Below are 21,766 nucleotides of genomic sequence, written 5' to 3' on the forward strand. Positions count from 1 at the left end.
CAACTTAATATAAAAAGTACCTTAACATAATATGAGTCTTTTCAGAAAAATTTTTGGTTCTAGTATTTCATCTTCACATGAGGAAAAAGAGAAAGAGAATAGTACTTTCCTTCCAGACACGACAAGTATGTCTATCGATGAACAATTTATCTATAATTTCAAAAAAAACGGTGGTAAGTTTTTATACTGCGAAAATTTAGAAGAGGTTAAAGAACAATTCGAAAATATTCTTCAAGAAAATGACTGGTACGAAAGTAATGTACTGTGTCATGAACCCAAACTTTTCAATATACTGGATGAAAACAAACTCAGTCACGAAAAGAGACCCAACCCTAAGTTCCTTTTTTCAAATTGCGAAAATCTAATTGCAGAAGAAGGTTCTATCTTATTTTGTTCAAAACAGATCAAACAAGACAAACCCAATGAGTTGCCTATTAATATTGTTGTTTTAGCAACAACTTCCCAAATACTTGCTATAAAAAGCGATGGGCTTAGTGCTATAAAAAAGAAGTACGAAGGAGATATCCCAACGAATATTACTGCTATAAAATATTTTGAAAAAGCAAAAGAAGAAGACTTTACCCAATATGGTAGTTCTGCAAAAAATCTTTATTTGCTGCTTTTAGAAGATCTTTAAAATGAATGAAACCCTTAAGAGATCTATTTCCGGCGCTGTTTATGTTATTTTATTAATAACTTGCATCCTATTTTCAACAGAAAGTTTTTTCATTCTGTTTGGCGTATTTCTGCTTATCGCTACCGTAGAGTTTTGTAATTTAGTACAGATTCAAAAAATAATTCCTTTTATACTTGCTGCTGCAACTTATACTTTCTTTTATGAAATAACGATTGCCACAAGCGGCGTACTTTACCAGTTAAAGTTTAACAAAACATTCGACCTGGTTGTTCTTTGTTGTACACTGTTTGTTTTTATTAAATGCATTCATTTTCTTTTTGATAGTAAAACGGTTAAAATAGACTCCTTTTCAAAATACATTTACCTAATAGGTTATATTATACTTCCCTTTGTTATCATGACAAAAATTCCGTTTGGAATAAATGGTTACAACCCCAAAATTCTTATTAGTATCTTTATACTAATATGGACGAATGATAGCTTTGCTTATATCGTCGGAAAGTCAATTGGGAAAACAAAACTATTCGAACGTATATCCCCAAAAAAAACAATAGAAGGTTTTATCGGTGGAGTTGTCTTTTGTGTTATTGCCAGTTACTTAATTTCAAAATATTACATCCAAATCGCCGAAGGTAAAATCTACATTTGGATTATTATAGCCCTAATTGTTGGCATTTTTGGAACCATCGGTGATTTAATCGAATCTAAATTCAAACGTTTTGCGGGAGTAAAAGATAGCGGAAAAATAATGCCGGGCCATGGTGGCGTGCTAGATCGACTAGATAGTGTTATATTTGTAGCACCAATTGTATTTTTATTTTATCAAATTTTAAATTATGTTTCATAAAGAAGGAACCAAGACTATTGTACTAGGTATAATTTTTACAGCAACTGCCTTATTACTATCTGACTATTTTATTGACACTGTGTGGCTTAAAATGATACTTCAAATTGCTGCTTTTTTAATATTAGTAATCATCTTACAATTTTTTAGAAACCCTAAAAGATCTGTTATACGCAATGAAAACCAAATATTAGCTCCAGTTGACGGGAAAGTAGTTGTAATAGAAGAAGTTTACGAAGGTGAATATTACAAAGACAAGCGTTTGCAAGTCTCGATATTTATGTCACCTATCAATGTGCACGTAACGCGTTACCCAATAAGCGGAATTGTAAAATTCAGCAAATATCATCCTGGAAAATTTTTGGTTGCTTGGCATCCAAAAGCCAGTGAAGAAAACGAAAGAACAACTATCGTAGTTGAAAACAATACATTCGGAACTATTCTATATCGTCAAATTGCCGGTGCCTTAGCTCGAAGAATCGTGAATTATGCTGAAGTAGGTATGCAGGTTGTCCAAGGGAGTGATGCTGGTTTTATTAAATTTGGTTCAAGAGTCGATTTGTTTTTACCTATTGGAACTCCAATCAATGTTGTACTTAATCAAAAAGCAATTGGAGGGAAAACTATTATCGCAACAAAAGAATAATGAATGCAAAAGAATTAGATAATAGGTTCCTGGAAGCCGTTAACGTGGCTTCCAAAATGACCCAAGCATCTTTACCACAAGATGTACAACTGCGTCTCTATGCCAGCTACAAACAGGCTACCTTAGGCACTTTAGAACCTAGACAAACATCAACGTATCATTTAAGAGATGCTTTTAAAACTAATGCTTGGATACAAATCAGTCATTTATCCGCAGACGAAGCAAAAGAGCAGTATATTGAAATAATCAATTCGCTTTTGAAAATATAATACTATCAATGAAAAAAATACCTTTTTTACTATCTTGCTTTCTACTGCTTAACTTTTTAGTTTCTTGTAACAACAAAAAACTAACAGAAGTAGTGGAAGTTCCATTGCCAACTGCCCAAGAAAAAGTAACTATTGGGTTTCCTGACGATGTAAGAGCAAATAAAGGTTCGTTTCAATTAGAAAAACTGCCTTATGCTTATGATGCATTGGCACCTACAATATCACCTTTGACCTTAGAAATGCATTATTCAAAGCATTATCTAACGTACACTAATAATCTTAATAATGCGATTGCCGGGACTGAATATCAAAATCAGCCTATCGAAAATATATTAGCAAAGTTAGACTTGAACAACACTGATTTAAGAAACAATGCCGGAGGTTATTACAACCATACCTTATATTGGAAATCAATGGCTCCTAATAAAGGAGGCAAACCTAAAGACACGTTGGCAAGCATAATATCAAGAGATTTTGGTTCGTATGAAAATTTTGTAACTACTTTTAAAAGCGAAGCGACAAAACAATTTGGTTCTGCCTGGGTTTGGCTAGTTATTGATAAATCTGGAAAACTAAAAGTAACAAGTTCTCAAAATCAAGATAATCCTTTAATGAAAAACGCTCCAATTCCAGGAACTCCAATATTAGCATTGGATTTGTGGGAGCATGCCTACTACCTAGGATACCAATACAGAAGAAGAAACTATATTGATTCCTTTTTTAATGTAATTAATTGGGATAAAGTAGGAGAAAATTACGAGGCGGCCTTAAGGCGAAAATACTAAAAATCTATACTAAATAAAAAAATGCTGATGCAAACTACTTTGGTAGCGCATCAGCATTTTTTAGTTTAATCGCTTAATTTTGAAGAACTAATCAATTAAAAAAGGTCTTACAGTTGGTAAATAAAAGATTCTGAAGGTCCAATATTAACTCGTGCTTTTCCTTCCCCATTAACCACTTGCAACTGTATTGCACTTTTATTATAAAGTTGGTCTGTAATCGTGTACTCACCGTCTTTTAAATTCCATTTTGTTATAATATCTGCGGGGATTTTAAGTTCGAAGTTACTAGTAGTAAGCCAAGAAAAATTAGTAATTACAATTAGTTTTTGAGTATCTGACCAGCGTGTAAATGCATAAATACCTGGATCAAAACCCAAGGTTGATTCTCTATTCACGGTTTGAATTTCTTGAAATTCACCCATTAATGCAGAACTATTGGCAGCCAAATTAAGTAGTCTTTTATAAAAATCTCTGAGTGACTTTTCCTTATCTGTAAGCTGTCCTCCGTCAAATTTACCGTTATTCATCCATCGTTGATGACTTGGTACACCAACATAATCAAAAATTGAAGTTCTAGAATGTGTACCAAAACCACCATTTTCATTAGCGGCCTCGCCCACTTCCTGCCCAAAATAAATCATTGTAGGCGCTGAATTTATTGTTGTGGAAACTACCATCAAAGGTTTTCCTTTTTCTGGCGTACCTGCAAATTCTGGACTAGCCAAACGTTGTTCGTCATGGTTGTCTAAAAATTGCAGCATATGATGTTCAATATCTTTCATTCCGTTTTGAATGTCTGAAAGTCCATCAGGCAATGCCCTTCCCTGAATTACATCTTTTAATTTATCATAGGTTTCTACTTTATCATAGAGATAGTCCATTTTTCCTAAGCGAATATAATTGCGATACTCATTAGGATTGTATACTTCTGCCAATAAAAAAGCATCTGGATTCTGCATCTTAATTGCGGAGTTCATATAACTCCAAAACTCATAAGGAACCATTTCTGCCATATCATATCGAAATCCATCCACTCCTTTTGCTGTCCAAAACAAGGCAATATCCTTAAATTTTTTCCAAGAATTAGGGACCTCTTTACCTTTCCAAAATTCAAAATGCTCCACCACCGATTTTGTATCATATCCTGTAGGAAGTTCCGGGAAATCTTTGGAACCATCCGGACGAATGCCGTAATTCACTTTTACTGTTTCGTACCAGTCGTTCTTATCCGGTTTAGCTAACCTAGAACCATTACCAGTCCATTTAGCCGGAATTTCAGTAAATTTGCCATCGCTTAACGTATTTACTTCTCCATTTAAGGGTGGAGCTGTATCTGGTACTTCAAAATGAGAATTGGGAATATAATAAAAGTTATTGTCTTTTTTATATTCAACTGTTTTATCATCATCAGCACCAAAGTCTCTAACACCTTCAGGATTATTTTTTCCTTCATACTTTCGTGCAATATGATTGGGCACGATATCAATTATCAACTTCAGCCCCGCTTTGTGCGTTCTCGCAATTAATGCATCAAACTCTTCTAACCGTTGTGCTGGATTAACAGCTAAATCAGGATTTACATTGTAATAATCCTTTACTGCATAAGGTGAACCTGCTCTTCCTTTTACAACATCGGGGTCATCATTTGAAATACCAATTGCAGTATAATCTCTCACCAATGCGTGGTGTGGTACTCCAGTGTACCAAATATAACTCACACCTAAATCCTTGATTTCATCAAGTGCTTTATCTGTAAAATCATTAAACTTCCCTACTCCATTTTCTTCAATGGTTCCCCACGGTTTGTTATTTGTATTTTTATTTCCGAATAAACGGGTAAAAACCTGATAGACAACAATTTTATTCTCTGTTGTGGTATTTTCTTTTTCTGTATTCATTGGTAAAGCTGTAGTCTTACAAGCTGCAGTGACAAGAATTAAACTTATCCCTGTAATAAGAATCGTTTTTTTAATCATTTATAGTGGGTATTACTACCTATGCGTCTTCCTTTCCACAAAAGTAAAGACTTAGATAATTAGTTTTTAAATTTAATCTATTTTTTTTAAAATTCACCGTTGATTTTTATAAATCAGGTCGAATAAAGCATCAAAACAAGCACTATAACGAAAGAGTTCCTCTATTTGTTCATAACTTGACAAACGAAATAAAATGGCTTTTGTCACTAATGGCATTGAATCTATAAATAAATGCTAATATAGATTAGGATTGTTTCCTTTTTCTTAAATTTGAAAAAAAATAAATCCATTGAAGAAGTCCTTATTTTTCATCTGTTGTTGCTTGGCAATACTAAGTTCAAAATCCGTTTTGGCACAAGCACCAAAAAAAATTGTTGTTGAACATTCTGATTATTTTGATGTCAATCAAGCAGAAATTCCAGATGCTGCATTACTAACTGGAAATGTGAGAGTTAACCATGATGGCATTGTACTGACATGCAACAAGGCCTATTATTTTCAAAAAGAAAATTACATTAAAGCTTTTGGAAATGTGCAATTAGTACAAGGCGATACTTTATTCCTAAATAGTAAATATGCAGAATATAGTGGCAATGCAAAAAAAGCTTTTGCTACCGGCGATGCTTTCATGAGTTCTCCAGATGCTACATTAGCAACGGATACGATAAATTTTGACCGAAATTCTCAAGAAGTATATTACAACACAAAAGGAACGATTGTCAATAAAGACAATACATTAGTCAGTAAATCCGGGAAATACTATGTAAATCAAAAAAAATTCCAGTTCCTGACTGCCGTTACTATCACTAATCCTACCTATGTAATCAAATCCAATCATGTGGATTATTTTACCAATTCTGGTCACTCTTATCTTTTTGGCCCATCCACTATTACAAGCAAGAAAAATTATATTTATACCGAAAAAGGGTTTTATGACACCAAAAAAAACTTGGGCCATTTTCTTAGAAAATCCTATATAAAATATGAAGACCGACTCATTGAAGGAGATAGTTTGTATTATGATCGAAATAAAGAATTCGCTTCGGCAACTCGTAATGTAAAAATAACTGATTCTATTAATCGTGGAATTGTAAAGGGCCATTATGCCGAAATATATAAAAAACAGGATTCCTTGTTTGTCACTAAGAGAGCGGTGGCTGTGAATTTTGTCGAAAATGACTCCGTTTACATTCACGGTAAAAAATTGATGATTACCGGTAAAGAAGGAGACCGAATTATTCGTGCCTATACTAATGTTAGGTTTTTTAAAACAGACATGAGCGGAAAATGTGATTCGATACATTCGAGTTCAAAAACAGCTTTAACAAAACTTATAGGAAAGCCAGTATTGTGGAACGGAGACAACCAAATTACTGGAGATATAATGCATCTTATAGGAAACAATACCACTCAAGAACTCGACTCACTTAAAGTGATCAACAACACCTTTCTGGTTTCGAAAGATACACTGGGAACGGGCTACAATCAGGTAAAAGGACAAAATCTGTATGGAAAGTTCAAAGAAGGAAAACTATATGATGTCGATATTGTAAAAAATGCAGAGGTAATATACTATATGAGAAATGATGCCCAAGAACTGATTGGTATCAATAAAAATGTAAGCAGTAAAATCAATCTTATTTTAGAAGATAGTGCTGTGGAAACGATTACTTTTTTCAACCAAATTGACGGAAACATTTACCCTGAAGATGAGCTGCCGGAAAACGCAAGAAAACTTAAGGGCTTGGTATGGCGAGGTGATGAAAAGATAAAATCGAAGGAAGACATATTTACCGATGAGGATAACGAACTCAACGATAAAATGATAAAAGAAGGCGAAGCAGAAGATGCAAAAGAAAATGTCCCGATGAAAATCAGAAAGGAAACTTTGAACTACGATAAAAAGAAAAGCCCTCCACCTCCCAAAAATGGAAAGAAGGAAAATAAGTAGTTTTCAAAATAAGAAATATTAAATGCTACTCAAAGATAAATAGACTAGAATATGACTGATAAAATTATTTATTGGAATACTGACTCTACAATTATATGGTTAACGGATAGTTTTCCTTTAAAATATTATGGGTTACTTTTTGCCATTGGGATTTTACTGGGCTATAGTATCGTCAAGAGAATATTTATTAAAGAAAATGTTTCAGTAGAAATATTAGATAAACTTTTGATATATGTTATTGTAGGAACCATTCTAGGAGCGAGATTAGGACATTGTTTATTTTATGAACCCACTTATTTTTTTAAACATCCAATGGAGATACTTTTACCAATAAAAAAAATTGGAGGAGTCTATAAATTCATTGGTTTCCAAGGTTTAGCAAGCCACGGAGGGATAATTGGCGTCTTGATCGCTATTTTATTGTTTTATAGAAAAAATAAAATAAATCTATTATGGCTTTTAGACCGGGTTGCAATCGCAGCTCCAGTTACCGCTACTTTTATCAGATTAGGTAATTTTATGAATTCAGAAATTTATGGGAAACCGACCAATGGGAATTGGGGTGTTGTTTTTCAAAAAGACGACTTAATTCCAAGACACCCAACGCAATTGTATGAAGCTTTCTCTTATTTTTTAATTTTTATAATCTTACAATTTTTATATAAATCCAATCTTACAAAAAGAGGAGATGGTTTACTATTTGGAATTTTTCTAGTACTACTATTTTCAGCGCGATTAATTATTGAGTTTTTTAAAGAAAACCAAGAGGCTTTTGAAAATCAGATGCCTTTAAACATGGGACAACTATTAAGTATTCCATTTATCGTTTTCGGCTTTCTAATAATCCTATGGAAACTCAAAACTCAACAAGTAAGTCCAATAGTTTAAAAACTATTCTTTATCCTTTTTTAAAACTTTAAGCAAACAACGTGAATCAAGATTTCTTAAAATATCAGGCACAAACTTCTCCCTATCCACTGGGTATGGAAGTATCTTTTGCAAAAGGTTCTTATATCTACGACATCAATAATAAAAAATACCTTGATTTTGTGGCAGGGGTCTCGGCATGTACCTTAGGACACCAACCGGCGAGAGTAAACCAAGCCATTAAAGATCAATTAGACAAATATTCGCATGTAATGGTTTACGGCGAGTATTCTCAAAGTCCTGCAGTAGAATATTGCAAGCTTTTAGCTTCACTCCTACCCGCACCTTTAGACAAGACCTATCTTGTTAACTCAGGCACCGAAGCGATTGAAGGAGCTTTAAAGTTGGCAAGACGCGTTACAGGTCGCAGTCAGTTGATTTCTTGTCATAATGCCTATCATGGAAATACGATGGGATCGATGAGCATAATGGGTTTTGAAGAGCGCAAACAAATTTTTCGCCCTTTGATCCCTGATGTTGATTTTATTACTTTTAACAATGAAGCCGATTTAGCCAAAATAACCACAAAAACAGCAGGTATCGTTTTAGAAACAATTCAAGGTGGTGCAGGTTTTATTCAACCCCATAATGATTTTTTAAAAAAAGTACGCGCACGCTGTACCGAAGTTGGAGCTCTTATGATTCTGGACGAAATCCAACCCGGTTTTGGAAGAACTGGAAAACTATTTGGTTTCCAGAATTACGACGTTATTCCTGATGTTATTGTAATGGGAAAAGGAATGGGTGGCGGAATGCCTGTGGGGGCTTTTACCGCATCGACGGCAATGATGGATCTGTTGAGTGATAATCCAAAGCTGGGACACATCACCACTTTTGGAGGTCATCCTGTCATAGCGTCAGCCTGTTTGGCCACTTTGCAGGAAATTACTGAAACTGATCTGATGCCCAAAGCTTTAGAGAAAGAAAAATTATTTAAATCACTTTTGGTACACCCTTTGATACAGGAAGTGCGAGGAAAAGGGTTAATGCTGGCCGTCATGACAAATAGCGCAGCAATAACGAATGAAGTGATTTTAAAATGTCAAGACAAAGGACTTATTTTATTCTGGTTACTATTTGAAGGATGTGCGATAAGAATTACGCCGCCACTTACAATTTCAGACGATGAGATACGTGAAGGCTGCGCAATAATGCTAGAAGTAATGAATGAAATACTATTGTCGACTACAATTGATTAACATATAGCGATAGCTAAATAAATAAATTGTTTTCTTTTTGTTAATTAAATTGTTCACAACAATTCTAAATTTTCTTCCAATAACAACGAAGGATGCCTAATTTTAAATAGGCCAAATTCTAAAAATAAAAGTATGCAATTAAGCAACGAAGAAGAAGACTATAACTTATCCCTTAAAAAATTTGAGTCTATGTTGAAAACCAACAAAGTGCTCTTTTTTGATTCGGAAGAATTTGAAGAAATCATTCTTCATTATCTGGATATGGGTAAGGCCGCACTGGCAAAAAAAGCACTTAAACTTGCACTGGATCAACACCCTAAATCAACTGGTTTAAAACTAGTTCAAGTAGAAATGCTCGTATTTGACGACAAACTGGATATAGCTGAGAAACTACTCAATGAACTATATGCCATCGAGCCTACGAATGAAGAAATTTTTATTCAAAAAGCCAATATCTACTCGAAAAGAGACCAACATGAGAAGGCGGTTGAATTACTAAATACGGCTTTGGAATATACTGATGATTATGCTGATGTATATAATTTAATTGGGATGGAATATCTGTTTATGGATAATCTGGAAATGGCAAAACAAAGTTTTATTAAATGTCTCGAAGAAGACCTTGATGATCAATCTGCACTTTATAATGTGGTGTATTGTTTTGAATTTTTAGATCAAAATTTAGAAGCGATTGCCTATTTAAATAAATACATTGATAAAAACCCGTACAGCGAAATTGCCTGGCATCAAATGGGCCGTTTGTACTATGGAGTAAAAGATTACGAAAATGCCATTCGTGCTTTTGATTACGCTACCTTAATCGATGATGAATTCCTTGGCGCTTTTATGGAAAGAGCAAAAGCTTTTGAGCGATTAAACAAGTATGAAGAGGCGATTGAAAGCTACAGCCGTACCATCGAATTAGACGATGCCACTAGCTATGCTTTGCTTCGAATAGGGAAGTGTCATGAAAAGTTAGGCAACAAAGTTTTAGCACTTAAGTTTTATAATCAAACCGTGCATGAAGATCCGCTTCTAGATAAAGGATGGATTGCTATCACCGATTTTTATGTTCGTCAAAAAAACTATCAAAAAGCATTGTTTTATGTAAATAAAGCACTGGCGATTGACAATCAAAATCGGTTGTACTGGAAGCGTTATGCAACTATAAACAAACACATGAACTTTTTTGAAGAAGCTGAATTTGGCTTTAGAAAAGCAGTGGAATTTGGAGATCATGAATTAGACACTTGGTTATTTTGGGTTGACATACTTCAGTTCTTAGGTGAGTTTGAAAGTGCTATTCAAACCTTGTTACAAGCCTCTGAATATTACCCTGAAGAAAATGAAGTAGAATATCGTTTAGCCGGACTATACTTTATGATTCAAGACAACACGAAAGCAAAATTCCATTTGAGCAATGGATTACGTTTAAACTTTGACAACTATATTATTCTTGAAGATATGTTTCCAGTGGTGTGGACAAAAAAAATGGTTCAGAATTACATTGCAAAACATAAAAAATAAAAATGCAGGATATTATCAAAAAACGCTTTGGCTTATTAGGTCGAAATATTAGCTATTCTTTTTCGAAAGGCTATTTTACTGATAAATTTAAGGAAGACAATTATAAAGAATACACTTATGAAAATTTTGACATTCAGAATATTGCTGAATTTGAAGACATCATAAGAAACAACCATCAGGAATTAGAAGGAATGAATGTTACCATTCCCTATAAGGAAGCTGTAATGCCTTTTTTAGATAAATTATCTAAAAAAGCAGCGTTAATTGGCGCTGTAAATACTATTAAATTTACAAAAAAAGGAAAGCTAAAGGGATACAACACCGATTACTATGGCTTCAAGAAAGCACTAAAGCCATTGTTGCAAAAGCATCATAAAAAAGCACTAATCCTGGGAACAGGCGGCGCCTCAAAGGGTATCGCTTTTGCTTTAGATGAATTGCAAATTAAATATACTTTTGTATCGAGAAACGGAAAAGAAAATACGATTTCTTATGAAGCAATTAATGCCGCTACATTTGAAGAAAATCAAATCGTCATTAACTCAACGCCCGTGGGAACAAGCCCTGATATCGAAGCATACCCATTAATTCCCTACGAATACTTTACAGAGAAGCATATTGCTTTTGATTTGATTTATAACCCTGCAGAAACGCAATTTCTAAGAAAAGCAAAAGAGAAAGGCGCACAAATTAAAAACGGCTATGAAATGCTTGTTTTCCAAGCTGATAAAGCGTGGAAAATTTGGAATAAATAAAGAATCACACTTCTAAATATAATCCTGTATTAAATGACTTTACCTGAGTATCGCTATTTGACACAGGATTTTTTATGTCCGAAAATGTAATCTACTCTTCATTAAACAACGACGTCAAAGATATGAGCCCTGATAGTAGCGGCATCCTTTTTATCCTGCAATTAGTCCCCGATTATGAACTAATTGCAGGATAAAAAGATATAGCGAATAGCAGGAAATTGCTACAAAAAAGCCAAATAAACAACCTAAAACCACTATAAATAAGGTAATTATTTTGTATTTCAATATTCCTTTACTATCTTTCGTTCTCGATAAAATAGGAACCTTAAACATTGAAAAAATGTTAGAAGAAAAGAATGACAACCTGCAAGACGCAGATGGAAATGTAGCTAATGATTCAAATGAATCTGTTCAAGTAGAGACCAAAATCACAGAAACCGAAACGACTACCGAGCATACCGCTCCTGAAACAATAGAGGCTTCAGAAGAGAATACTGTCGCGGCTACTGAAAAAGAAATGATTAACACGGAGGCTGTAACTGAACATGTAAATCAAAAAGCTTTAAACTCAATAGATGATTCTAATGCCGAGGAAAGTGAGGACGAAACTTTAAAAGACCGTCACCAAATCCCAATGCAAGATTATGATACATTGTCAATGGAGCAACTTGTAGATGAACTGCAAATCCTAGTTGCAAACGACAAGGTAATGTCAGTTAAGGATCATGTTGAAGAAATTAAAAAGGCATTTCTAGCGAAATACAACCATTTTATCGAAGAGAAAAAAGAGGAATACCATAATGAAAACCCTGATACAACAGAAGATTTTCAATACCATTTCCCTCTAAAAACAAAGTTTGATCAATCTTACTCTACTTATAGAGACAATAAAAACACCCATTTCAAGAGTTTACAAACGAACTTGAAAACGAATTTAGAAAATAGATTAGCTATTGTTGAAGAACTAAAAGAGCTAATCAACCCACAAGAAAACATCAAAGACACCTTAAAGCATTTTAATGAATTAAGAGACCGATGGAAAAATGCGGGTTCGATTCCAAAAGACAAATACAATCACGTATGGAATAACTACCATTTTCATGTAGAGAATTTCTATGACTACTTGCATCTTGATCGTGAGGCCAGAGACCTTGACTTTAAACACAATTTAGAGCAGAAGCAAAAGATTGTGGCGCGTGTTGAGGAACTAGTGAAAGAAGCGGATGTAAACAAAGCCTTTAGAGAATTACAAGACTTACATAGAATTTGGAAAGAGGATATAGGTCCTATTTCTAAAGAATATCGTGATGTAATCTGGAACCAATTTAGTGATCTAACAAAACAAATGCACGATAAACGTGAGGTTTTATTTGAAAAACAAAGAGGCACAGAACAAGAAAATCTAGAAAAGAAAAAAGAAATTATTGCTGCCATTGAAGTTTTGGCAACGGTGAAAGTAAATGCTCATTCGCAATGGCTTGGTCAAATTGAAAAAGTAGAAGCGTTGAGAACTGCTTTTTTCTCTGCTGGAAAAGTACCTTCGGATGTTAATGAAGAAACTTGGGGCGCATTTAAACTAGCTGTTAGGAATTTTAATTCTTTTAAAAATTCGTTTTATAAAGAAATTAAAAGAGAGCAAAACGAGAATCTAGCCAAGAAAAATGCACTAGTAGCAAAAGCACAGGAATTACAGGAAAGCACTGACTTCGCTGCTACCACCCCGGTCATGAAGAAAATTCAGGACGAGTGGAAACAAATAGGTCATGTTCCAAGAAAATATTCAGATAAAATCTGGAAAGAGTTCAAAGATGCTTGTAATCATTATTTCAACAAGTTAAAAGAGCAAAAAGACGAACATAGCGTTGAAGAAATAGAAGCTTTTGACAAGAAGAAAGCCTATCTAGAAACTTTGCGTGAGTACCAGTTGACAGGAGACCACAAAACTGATTTAGACGCTATAAAATTGCATATCGAAACTTGGAAAAATTTTGGAAAAGTGCCTTTCCCAAGAAGACATATTGAAGGGAAATTTAATAAAATCCTGGATGCTCTTTTTGATAAATTGAGTTTGAGCAAGAAAGATACAGATATGTTGCGTTTTGCTAATCGAATGGATCATTTATCAGAGAATAATGATACTCGAAAAATAGAAAATGAAAAGATTTTCTTGATGCGTAAAATTGATGAAGTTCAAAATGAAATTTTCCAATTAGAAAACAACATTCAGTTTTTTACAAACACAAGAAATGCAAAAAAAGAAAATTCAATTGTTTTAGAAGTTAGAAAAAACATCGCTATCCATAAAGAAAGCTTAGGCGTTTGGAAAGAAAAACTAAAACAACTAAGAAACATAAAGCAAGAATAAAACAATAAAGTATTGTTCACATAAGCCCCATTCTATTTCTAGAATGGGGCTTTTTTTTTAGTACTATGCGTACGAGTATGATAATTATCATTTTAATTTTTCATTAATCAAATTACTTTTGATTAATGAAAATTGATATCTCATGAAAAATTCCTTGATTCAAAAATACAATGTTCCCGGTCCACGATATACCAGCTACCCTACAGTTCCATATTGGAATGAAGCGGACTTCACTTATCAAAATTGGGTCGATACCTTACAAAAATCATTTACGGAAAGTAATACCGAAGAAGGAATAAGCTTATACATACACCTACCCTTTTGCGAGAGTTTATGTACCTTTTGTGGTTGCAACAAACGCATTACCAAAAATCATAGCTTAGAACACCCCTATATCACAGCCCTTTTAAAAGAATGGTCTTTATATTGTAAAATTCTAGGCGAAAAACCTTCAATCAAAGAAATCCATTTAGGTGGAGGAACACCTACCTTTTTCTCTCCTAAAAATTTAGAAGACTTAATTAATGGTATTTTTTGCTATGCTACAAAAACAAAAGACTATGAATTTAGTTTTGAAGGACACCCTAACAATACTACACACGAACACTTACAAAAGTTATACGATTTAGGATTTAGAAGAGTCAGTTTTGGAGTTCAGGATTATTCTGAAAAAGTTCAAAAGGCGATTCACCGCGAGCAGCCCTTCCATAATGTAGCTAAAGTAACTTTTTGGGCAAGGGAGATTGGTTACACTTCGGTAGGACACGATATTATCTTTGGTTTACCATTTCAACAAATTGAAGATGTAATTGATACCGTTGAAAAAACAAAATCATTACAGCCGGATCGATTGGCTTTTTATAGTTATGCTCATGTGCCGTGGATTAAAGGTAACGGTCAACGTGGTTTTAAAGATGAGGACTTACCAAAAGATAGTGAAAAGAGAAAGCTGTATCAAATAGGAAAAGAATTACTGCAAGAGAATGGATATCATGAAATAGGAATGGATCATTTTGCCTTAAAAACAGATAGTTTGTATGAAGCATACAAACACGGTAAACTGCACCGTAATTTCATGGGCTACAGTTCCTCAAAAACGCAATTAATGATTGGTTTAGGCGTTTCCTCAATAAGTGACAGCTGGTATAGCTTTGCACAAAACGAGAAAAAGCTAGAAGACTACTACCAAATCTTAGAATGGGATAAATTACCAGTTTTCAGAGGACATTTATTGACAGACGAAGACCTCATCATAAGAAAACACATCTTAAATCTAATGTGTGAATTTGCAACATCTTGGACAGATGAATCCACTTACTTCAAAGAAATACCCGAAGTTCTTATTCAACTGAAAGAAATGGAAAAAGACGGACTGCTGGAGATAACTAAAAACAGCCTACAAGTCACAGAAAGCGGCAAGCCTTACATTCGTAACATATGCATGGCGTTTGACCTGCATTTAAAACGAAAAGCCCCAGACACTCAACTATTCTCTATGACGATTTAAAAATAGTCAATAAAAGTTTAAACAAAATAATATGTAATAACCATTTAAGGCTATAAATTGCGACAACAGCACTTATAGCCGTAAATGGTTTTCTTTTTCTTAGACAGAGAATTTAAGGATTCTTCCTTTAGCAACATAGAATACAGTTCGCCTTTAATGAATAATTACTTCTCTGTTATTTCATCTGCTTGTTGATTAGTGAGCGCCTAACATCGTATTAAGACGATGAACTAGATATACTACTTCAATTTATCCATCAAATATTTCTTTTTAAAATGATTGTCATCTGTTTTTAATTGATGAATTCTATAATGGAAATTTGGGAATTCGATTTAATATATCGTGTCTTTCCATATTATAAATTCTAAATCATTAAAAATGGTATTAATGACATTGTGGATTTTCTTGCACAAAAAGACTCATATTTGAAGGAGAAACATAAGGTATTCCTAAACCAAGGCCTCTTAATATAAACAGTACCCCAATAAGTACCGCTACATAAGGAATCACTTTTTGGATTTTGTTTCGAATAGGAATAGTCAAATATGAATTGATGTAGATCACGCTGCTCATTATGGGCACAGTTCCCAATCCGAATAATACCATGTATAACACTCCAAAACCGGCATTTTGCATCGCTATTGCGCCAAACAAGGCTACATAGACCATACCACAGGGTAAAAATCCATTTAATAAGCCTATAGTGAATAATGACTTATAGCTTTTATTCCTAAACTGACTTCCTAATGTAGATTTAATTTTAGAAATCAAAACGAAAACAGGTTTTGAAAAGTTGTATTTTGCGAATGTCTTTTCCGGAATCAAAATTACAGCAATCATCGCAACACCAATGAATATTGATAAATTCTGCTGGATTCCTGCCATAAAAAAACCTTTACCAACCAACCCAAAAACAAGTCCAATGGTACCGTAAGCCGTTAACCTGCCTACGTGGTAGGTTAAAATTTGCGTGCCTTTTTTGGTAGGATTATTTCTGTCGACTGGCAACATCATAGCGATGGGACCACACATACCTATACAATGAAAACTACTGATAAGACCGAAAAAAAATGCTGTATATAACATTTGACTCGAATGTTTGAATGTTGATTGTCACTAGTAATGATGCTCAACCTTTATGACTAATTAATGTAAATTGCTTCCTTAGACAAATATTCTTTGCCTTCATATTGCCATTCCATATTAATGTCCCATTGACCGCCTACCAATTTTGATTTAGGTATGAGCAAAGTTGGATTAGACGGTGAAATTGGAATTTCAAAATCTAATTTTTTGTTAGACGGTCTATAAAGGGACACTTTTCCTTTAATCTTACTTGGAATATAAACTGCTGGAAAAACAACAGTTACTCCGGCTTCTGTTTTTGTAAAAATAGGTTTTTCAGTTAAATCGTGTGCATTTTGAATCCTCTCCATTTCTTGCTCAAAAACAGCATCGTGCTTATAATATTCCTCTACAACAAGTTCGTTATCATATTTAGAGTTAGTCTGTACTTTAATGACAAAATACAATATAAAGCTCATAAACAATGCAATTGCAATAACGATTCCTGTTCCCCAATTGATTTTCATAATCCTATTTTTTTAGAAGTTTTTAAACTTCATTTAACATTTCATCAATCAAAACTTCGTGGACTTAAAAAACTAGTGATACTCGTTTCTATTTTTTTATTTCCTTCGTAAACTTCAATCTTAAGTTTCGTTTTTTCACTCTCTAACAAATATTGATTTATTTCTACAAATAAAGTTCCGCTATTCATTCCCTGTTTAGGTACTGTAAGCGTTTGACTACCCACAACTTTTAATGTCCCTTTTATGCCAACTAATTTAAAGTGAATGTCCTTAAAATTATTATTTGTTTTATTAATAATTTTATAGGTAAAAACATTACTGATATTATCTCCTTTGTGTTGATAAAGCTGCCCTGGCAATCGTAAAATAGTAGCTTCAACATCCGTACGCAAAAACAATAGTCCGATCAGGATTCCAACTAATATTGCTAAAATCGCAGTATATCCTTTCATTCTAGCTGTGAACTTGAACGGTGCTTTTTTCTCTATCTCGTCTTCAGATGCATATCGAATCAATCCTTTAGGCAAGCCTACACTTTCCATTATCACATCACATTCATCAATACAAGCCGTACAGTTAACACATTCTAGTTGCGTTCCGTTTCGAATATCAATTCCCGTAGGACATACATTCACACACTGCTTGCAATCGATACAATCCCCTTTTCCCGTAGCTTCTCTATCTTCCTGTTTGTTGAATTTTGCTCGGCCTACTTCTTTTTCACCACGTAAAAAATCATAAGCAACATTAATGGACTTATTGTCTAAAAGAACTCCCTGTAATCTACCATAAGGACAAGCGATAATACAAACCTGCTCTCTAAACCAAGCAAAAATGAAATAGAAAACTCCTGTAAAAATAGACAATGCAATTAACGTACTCACATGACTAGCTGGTCCTTCCTCGATCATCCTGAACAATTCATCGCTACTGATAAGGTAGGCCAGGAAAACATTAGCAATACCAAAAGATATTAATAAAAAAATAGTCCATTTAATCGCTTTCTTTCTAATCTTTTCGGCATTCCATTCCTGCTTTGACAACCTAATTTGAGCTCCTCTGTCACCTTCGATCCAATACTCAATTCTTCTAAAAACCATTTCTAAGAATATGGTTTGAGGACAAATCCATCCACAAAAAATACGCCCAAAAATGACCGTAAACAAGATAACAAATACCACTCCCACTATCATAAACAGCACGAAAATATAAAAATCTTGTGGCCAGAATGGAAATCCAAAAATATTAAATCGGCGTTCCAATATATTAAACATCATGAACTGATTGCCATTCACCTTTATAAAAGGATTTGCAATCAGGATAATCAATAAAAAATAACTAACCCACTTTCTATATTCATAAAATTTACCCGAAGGTTTTTTAGGGAATATGAATTTTCTATTTCCTTCATCATCGATGGTACCAATGGTATCTCTAAAAGCTTCATCTGGTAACTTTGACATCTGTTTTTTTTATTACTATTTTTATTCAGTTACCGCGGCACTTACTGCAGGAACGCTATCATCAACCCAAACCTCACCTTCCGGTGCTTTTGGATCTTTTGGATTGCTGCCTTTCAAAGACAATATATAACTTGCCACTTTCTGCATTTCTTTTGGTTTCAGCGTTCCTTTCCAAGAGATCATTCCTTTTCCATCGCGACCTCCATTAACTAAAGTATGGAATACATTTTTAATTCCGCCACCTAAAATCCATTTGTCATCTGTCAAGTTTGGACCAATTTGTCCTCCCGCATCAGCTCTATGACAAGCGGCACAGTTAGTAGTGAAAATTACTTTCCCTTCTGCCAAATCAGCAGGTTCAATTAGTAAAACAACGGTTTTCTCATCCATTAAATCTGGAGCCGTTTTCATATATTCAGCCACATCAATTTTGGCTTGAGCCAATTCTTTTTTCAGTTCCATTTCTTGGTTGTCACCACCCATAATTTCGAAACGAACTAAATAAACTACGGCAAAAACAATACAACCATAGAACAAATACACCCACCATGGCGGTAAATTATTGTCTAGTTCCTTGATCCCATCGTAATCATGATCTAACAATAAATTCTCCTCGTTTTCTATTGGTTCTGCCTTTGTAAGCAGTTTCATCATTCTTTTATACCACTCTCTATCTCGCATATCTGTAGCAGCTACTTCAACCTTTCTTGCTTTTTCTTCATCGCTAAGCAATTGATAAGTGATATTTTCAACGGCGCTAATGGTAATTTCTATAGCTATTAAAAGAAATAGAAATACGAATAAAAATACCGAAACCATAGGATATTTTATAAATGCTGCGCGATCACCTGAGTCTATAAAGTATTCCATTGCACCAACAATGATGAAGAAAATTACCGGTACTCTGACATATGCTGGAATTAATTTTTTCATTTTAATTATTTTAAAATTATACTATTAATTATCGTTCAATGGCATTTGACTCAGTTCGTCAATCTTTTCCTTTTTATAGGAAAAAACCCAAAACCCAAGTCCCACAAAAAAGGAGAAGAAAATTAATAGTGACAGTATTGGATATATCTCGACTCCCGAAATAGTCTCCATGTTGTGTTTAATTTGTTCAAACATGACTTTTAGTTTTTAGTATTATCTTTTACTTTAATATCAGTTCCTAGTCTTTGTATGTATGCTATTAAAGCTACGATTTCTCTTTCATTCATAGGAACGAATGTTTCTCCTCTAGCTTCTGCTTTTTTCTTACTTTCATTATAACTTTTCACAAAGTCAGGATCGCCCTTCAAGTTCTCTTCAATTTTCAAGGCTTGCGTTCTTAAAGTCTTAAGTCCGTTTGCAACTTCTGCATCAGAATAAGGAACCCCTAATGTAACCATAGCTTCCATTTTTCTTTGCGTCAAAGAGATATCCATCGGTTTATTATCAAATAACCATTTGTACCCAGGCATAATTGAACCAGCGGAGATACTTTGTGGACTCCAGAAGTGATTAAAATGCCAGCTGTCATTGTATTTACCACCTTCTCTTAATAAATCTGGACCTGTACGTTTTGAACCCCAAAGGAATGGGTGATCGTAAACAAATTCACCTGCTTTAGACTGTGGTCCATAACGTTCTACTTCACTACGGAAAGGTCGAACAGATTGTGAGTGACAACCCACACATCCTTCACGAATGTATAAATCACGTCCTTCTAATTCTAATGGTGTATATGGTTTTACACTAGCAATAGTTGGAATATTAGATTTGATCATAATTGTTGGTACGATTTGAATAACACCACCAATTAATATAGCAATTGTTGCTAAAATGGTTAACTGAATAGGTTTTCTTTCTAACCATGGGTGAAATTTTTCTCCTTTAACTCTTCCTTTACTTATTCTTACTAAAGCTGGAGCTTCTGCTAATTCATCTTCAATACTAGAACCAAATCTTATGGTTTGAACAATATTATATACTAATACTAACATTCCAATTAGATATAGAGAACCACCAATAGCTCTCATCCAGTACATTGGCATAATTTGCGTAACAGTCTCAAGGAAATTACCGTATGTTAAAGTTCCATCTGGATTAAATTGTTTCCACATAGAAGCTTGTAAAAATCCCGCTACATACATTGGAAGACAATATAATATAATACCCAAAGTTCCAATCCAAAAATGGAAATTAGCTAGTTTAATAGAAAATAATTTACTTTTAGTCATTCTTGGTATTAACCAATAAATCATACCGAAAGTCATAAACCCGTTCCAAGCTAAAGTACCTACGTGAACGTGTGCAATAATCCAATCTGTATAATGCGCAATTGCATTTACATTTTTAAGAGACAACATTGGCCCTTCAAAAGTCGCCATTCCATAACCTGTAATTGCTACAACAAAGAATTTCAAAACAGGATCAACACGTACTTTATCCCAAGCACCTCTTAAGGTTAGCAAACCATTAATCATCCCACCCCAAGAAGGAGCCAATAACATGATTGAGAATACTACTCCTAAATTTTGTGCCCAGTTAGGCAAAGCAGAATATAATAAATGATGCGGACCAGCCCAGATATAAATAAAAATCAATGACCAAAAGTGAACAATAGATAATCTATAAGAATACACAGGACGATTAGCCGCCTTTGGAACATAATAATACATCAACCCTAAGAAAGGAGTTGTCAAGAAAAACGCTACCGCATTATGTCCGTACCACCATTGTACCAAAGCATCTTGAACTCCTGCATACACAGAATAACTCTTCCAAGCAGAAACAGGTAATTCTAAATTATTAAAAATATGTAAAACAGCAATTGTAACAAAAGTGGCCAAATAAAACCATATCGCAACATATAAATGGCGCTCTCTTCTTTTTATCATGGTTCCAATCATATTGATCCCCATAACCACCCAAATTATGGTTATAGCAATATCGATAGGCCATTCTAATTCAGCATACTCTTTTGAAGAACTATACCCTAGAGGCAACGTAATTGCTGCGGCTACTATAATTAACTGCCAACCCCAAAAATGAAGATTACTTAAAAAATCACTATACATCCTTGCCTTTAGCAATCGTTGCAATGAATAATACATTCCCGCAAAAAAAGCATTACCTACAAAGGCAAAAATAACTGCATTCGTATGTAAAGGCCTAAGCCTTCCGTAACTTAACCACGCAATTCCGTCTGTTAGGTTAGGAAAAAGATAAAAGAACGCTACTAATAGCCCTACTGACATTCCCACTACACCAAAAATGATGGTAGCGTAAATGAATTTCTTTACAATTTTGTTATCGTAATAAAATTGTTGCATTTCCAT

The 21,766-nt window shown here is 34.1% G+C and carries 19 protein-coding genes; 12 read left to right on the forward strand and 7 right to left on the reverse strand.

Annotated elements, in window-relative coordinates; all coding sequences use genetic code 11:
• Positions 1-31: 31 nt before the first annotated feature.
• From QO182_RS02070 to QO182_RS02090, 5 genes are read left to right on the forward strand one after another with little or no spacing between them, the layout of a single operon-like run.
• Positions 32-637 (forward strand): lactate utilization protein B/C, encoded by a 606-nt coding sequence (locus QO182_RS02070; protein WP_371538683.1) that lies wholly within the window; start codon positions 32-34, stop codon positions 635-637.
• A gap of 1 nt (position 638) precedes the next feature.
• Positions 639-1,484, forward strand: a complete 846-nt coding sequence (locus QO182_RS02075) for a phosphatidate cytidylyltransferase (protein ID WP_371559678.1) — start codon at positions 639-641, stop codon at positions 1,482-1,484.
• The gene (locus QO182_RS02080; protein ID WP_371559680.1) at positions 1,474-2,127 is read left to right on the forward strand and encodes a phosphatidylserine decarboxylase family protein; all 654 of its coding nucleotides are present in this window, start codon (positions 1,474-1,476) and stop codon (positions 2,125-2,127) included. Before QO182_RS02075 ends, QO182_RS02080 begins: the two co-directional genes overlap by 11 nt.
• Positions 2,127-2,396 carry an acyl-CoA-binding protein gene (locus tag QO182_RS02085; RefSeq protein ID WP_371538688.1) on the forward strand — a complete coding sequence of 90 codons (270 nt, stop codon included), beginning with the start codon at positions 2,127-2,129 and terminating at the stop codon, positions 2,394-2,396. The genes QO182_RS02080 and QO182_RS02085 overlap by 1 nt, the downstream gene beginning before the upstream one ends.
• 8 nt (positions 2,397-2,404) lie before the next feature.
• Positions 2,405-3,181: a superoxide dismutase gene (locus QO182_RS02090; protein ID WP_371538690.1), complete on the forward strand. Its 777-nt coding sequence runs from the start codon at positions 2,405-2,407 to the stop codon at positions 3,179-3,181.
• A gap of 107 nt (positions 3,182-3,288) precedes the next feature.
• On the opposite strand, the gene QO182_RS02095 is transcribed toward QO182_RS02090, so the two are convergent.
• The gene (locus QO182_RS02095; protein ID WP_371538691.1) at positions 3,289-5,157 is read right to left on the reverse strand and encodes an alpha-amylase family protein; all 1,869 of its coding nucleotides are present in this window, start codon (positions 5,155-5,157) and stop codon (positions 3,289-3,291) included.
• 322 nt (positions 5,158-5,479) lie between these two features.
• Here QO182_RS02095 and QO182_RS02100 point away from each other — a divergent pair, with 322 nt between their 5' ends.
• The 7 genes from QO182_RS02100 to hemN all read left to right on the forward strand — a co-directional run bounded on the left by QO182_RS02100 (position 5,480) and on the right by hemN (position 15,388).
• Positions 5,480-7,108 (forward strand): OstA-like protein, encoded by a 1,629-nt coding sequence (locus QO182_RS02100; protein ID WP_371538692.1) that lies wholly within the window; start codon positions 5,480-5,482, stop codon positions 7,106-7,108.
• Between the two features lie 51 nt (positions 7,109-7,159).
• A complete protein-coding gene (gene lgt, locus QO182_RS02105; protein ID WP_371538693.1) occupies positions 7,160-7,996 on the forward strand; it encodes a prolipoprotein diacylglyceryl transferase in 837 nt (278 codons plus the stop codon).
• Positions 7,997-8,037: 41 nt separating this feature from the next.
• A complete protein-coding gene (locus tag QO182_RS02110; RefSeq protein ID WP_371538694.1) occupies positions 8,038-9,234 on the forward strand; it encodes an aspartate aminotransferase family protein in 1,197 nt (398 codons plus the stop codon).
• Positions 9,235-9,366: 132 nt separating this feature from the next.
• The gene (locus QO182_RS02115; RefSeq protein ID WP_371538695.1) at positions 9,367-10,761 is read left to right on the forward strand and encodes a tetratricopeptide repeat protein; all 1,395 of its coding nucleotides are present in this window, start codon (positions 9,367-9,369) and stop codon (positions 10,759-10,761) included.
• A 2-nt stretch (positions 10,762-10,763) separates the two neighbouring features.
• A complete protein-coding gene (locus QO182_RS02120) occupies positions 10,764-11,516 on the forward strand; it encodes a shikimate dehydrogenase (RefSeq protein WP_371559682.1) in 753 nt (250 codons plus the stop codon).
• Between the two features lie 340 nt (positions 11,517-11,856).
• Positions 11,857-13,881, forward strand: coding sequence for a DUF349 domain-containing protein (locus QO182_RS02125; protein ID WP_371559684.1), 2,025 nt, complete (start codon positions 11,857-11,859; stop codon positions 13,879-13,881).
• Positions 13,882-14,023: 142 nt separating this feature from the next.
• Complete coding sequence (gene hemN, locus QO182_RS02130; RefSeq protein ID WP_371538700.1) at positions 14,024-15,388, forward strand: oxygen-independent coproporphyrinogen III oxidase; 1,365 nt, start codon at positions 14,024-14,026, stop codon at positions 15,386-15,388.
• 384 nt (positions 15,389-15,772) lie between these two features.
• Here hemN and QO182_RS02135 read toward each other — a convergent pair whose 3' ends face one another.
• The 6 genes from QO182_RS02135 to ccoN are packed head-to-tail and all read right to left on the reverse strand — an operon-like array spanning position 15,773 to position 21,766.
• Positions 15,773-16,474, reverse strand: coding sequence for a sulfite exporter TauE/SafE family protein (locus QO182_RS02135; RefSeq protein WP_371538701.1), 702 nt, complete (start codon positions 16,472-16,474; stop codon positions 15,773-15,775).
• Positions 16,475-16,530: 56 nt separating this feature from the next.
• Entirely contained in the window at positions 16,531-16,980 is a 450-nt protein-coding gene (locus QO182_RS02140) for a FixH family protein (protein WP_371538703.1), read from the reverse strand.
• A 44-nt stretch (positions 16,981-17,024) separates the two neighbouring features.
• On the reverse strand, positions 17,025-18,443 hold the full coding sequence (gene ccoG / locus QO182_RS02145; protein ID WP_371538705.1) for a cytochrome c oxidase accessory protein CcoG: 1,419 nt from the start codon (positions 18,441-18,443) through the stop codon (positions 17,025-17,027).
• A gap of 21 nt (positions 18,444-18,464) precedes the next feature.
• Positions 18,465-19,376 (reverse strand): cbb3-type cytochrome c oxidase N-terminal domain-containing protein, encoded by a 912-nt coding sequence (locus QO182_RS02150; RefSeq protein WP_371538708.1) that lies wholly within the window; start codon positions 19,374-19,376, stop codon positions 18,465-18,467.
• Between the two features lie 24 nt (positions 19,377-19,400).
• Positions 19,401-19,571, reverse strand: a complete 171-nt coding sequence (locus QO182_RS02155; protein ID WP_371538709.1) for a CcoQ/FixQ family Cbb3-type cytochrome c oxidase assembly chaperone — start codon at positions 19,569-19,571, stop codon at positions 19,401-19,403.
• 5 nt (positions 19,572-19,576) lie between these two features.
• Positions 19,577-21,766, reverse strand: coding sequence for a cytochrome-c oxidase, cbb3-type subunit I (gene ccoN / locus QO182_RS02160; RefSeq protein WP_371538711.1), 2,190 nt, complete (start codon positions 21,764-21,766; stop codon positions 19,577-19,579).

The sequence above is a fragment of the Flavobacterium sp. Arc2 genome (genome assembly GCF_041431385.1).
In the GTDB taxonomy this organism is placed as follows: domain Bacteria; phylum Bacteroidota; class Bacteroidia; order Flavobacteriales; family Flavobacteriaceae; genus Flavobacterium.

Coding starts and splice junctions, on each gene's coding strand:
- QO182_RS02070 (WP_371538683.1), top strand. CDS start 32: ATGAGTCTTTTCAGAAAAATTTTTGGTTCTAGTATTTCATCTTCACAT.
- QO182_RS02115 (WP_371538695.1), top strand. CDS start 9,367: ATGCAATTAAGCAACGAAGAAGAAGACTATAACTTATCCCTTAAAAAA.
- ccoN (WP_371538711.1), bottom strand. CDS start 21,766: ATGGAAATGCAACAATTTTATTACGATAACAAAATTGTAAAGAAATTC.
- QO182_RS02080 (WP_371559680.1), top strand. CDS start 1,474: ATGTTTCATAAAGAAGGAACCAAGACTATTGTACTAGGTATAATTTTT.
- lgt (WP_371538693.1), top strand. CDS start 7,160: ATGACTGATAAAATTATTTATTGGAATACTGACTCTACAATTATATGG.
- QO182_RS02125 (WP_371559684.1), top strand. CDS start 11,857: ATGTTAGAAGAAAAGAATGACAACCTGCAAGACGCAGATGGAAATGTA.
- QO182_RS02135 (WP_371538701.1), bottom strand. CDS start 16,474: ATGTTATATACAGCATTTTTTTTCGGTCTTATCAGTAGTTTTCATTGT.
- QO182_RS02140 (WP_371538703.1), bottom strand. CDS start 16,980: ATGAAAATCAATTGGGGAACAGGAATCGTTATTGCAATTGCATTGTTT.
- QO182_RS02150 (WP_371538708.1), bottom strand. CDS start 19,376: ATGAAAAAATTAATTCCAGCATATGTCAGAGTACCGGTAATTTTCTTC.
- QO182_RS02090 (WP_371538690.1), top strand. CDS start 2,405: ATGAAAAAAATACCTTTTTTACTATCTTGCTTTCTACTGCTTAACTTT.
- QO182_RS02075 (WP_371559678.1), top strand. CDS start 639: ATGAATGAAACCCTTAAGAGATCTATTTCCGGCGCTGTTTATGTTATT.
- QO182_RS02120 (WP_371559682.1), top strand. CDS start 10,764: ATGCAGGATATTATCAAAAAACGCTTTGGCTTATTAGGTCGAAATATT.
- QO182_RS02155 (WP_371538709.1), bottom strand. CDS start 19,571: ATGTTTGAACAAATTAAACACAACATGGAGACTATTTCGGGAGTCGAG.
- QO182_RS02095 (WP_371538691.1), bottom strand. CDS start 5,157: ATGATTAAAAAAACGATTCTTATTACAGGGATAAGTTTAATTCTTGTC.
- ccoG (WP_371538705.1), bottom strand. CDS start 18,443: ATGTCAAAGTTACCAGATGAAGCTTTTAGAGATACCATTGGTACCATC.
- hemN (WP_371538700.1), top strand. CDS start 14,024: ATGAAAAATTCCTTGATTCAAAAATACAATGTTCCCGGTCCACGATAT.
- QO182_RS02085 (WP_371538688.1), top strand. CDS start 2,127: ATGAATGCAAAAGAATTAGATAATAGGTTCCTGGAAGCCGTTAACGTG.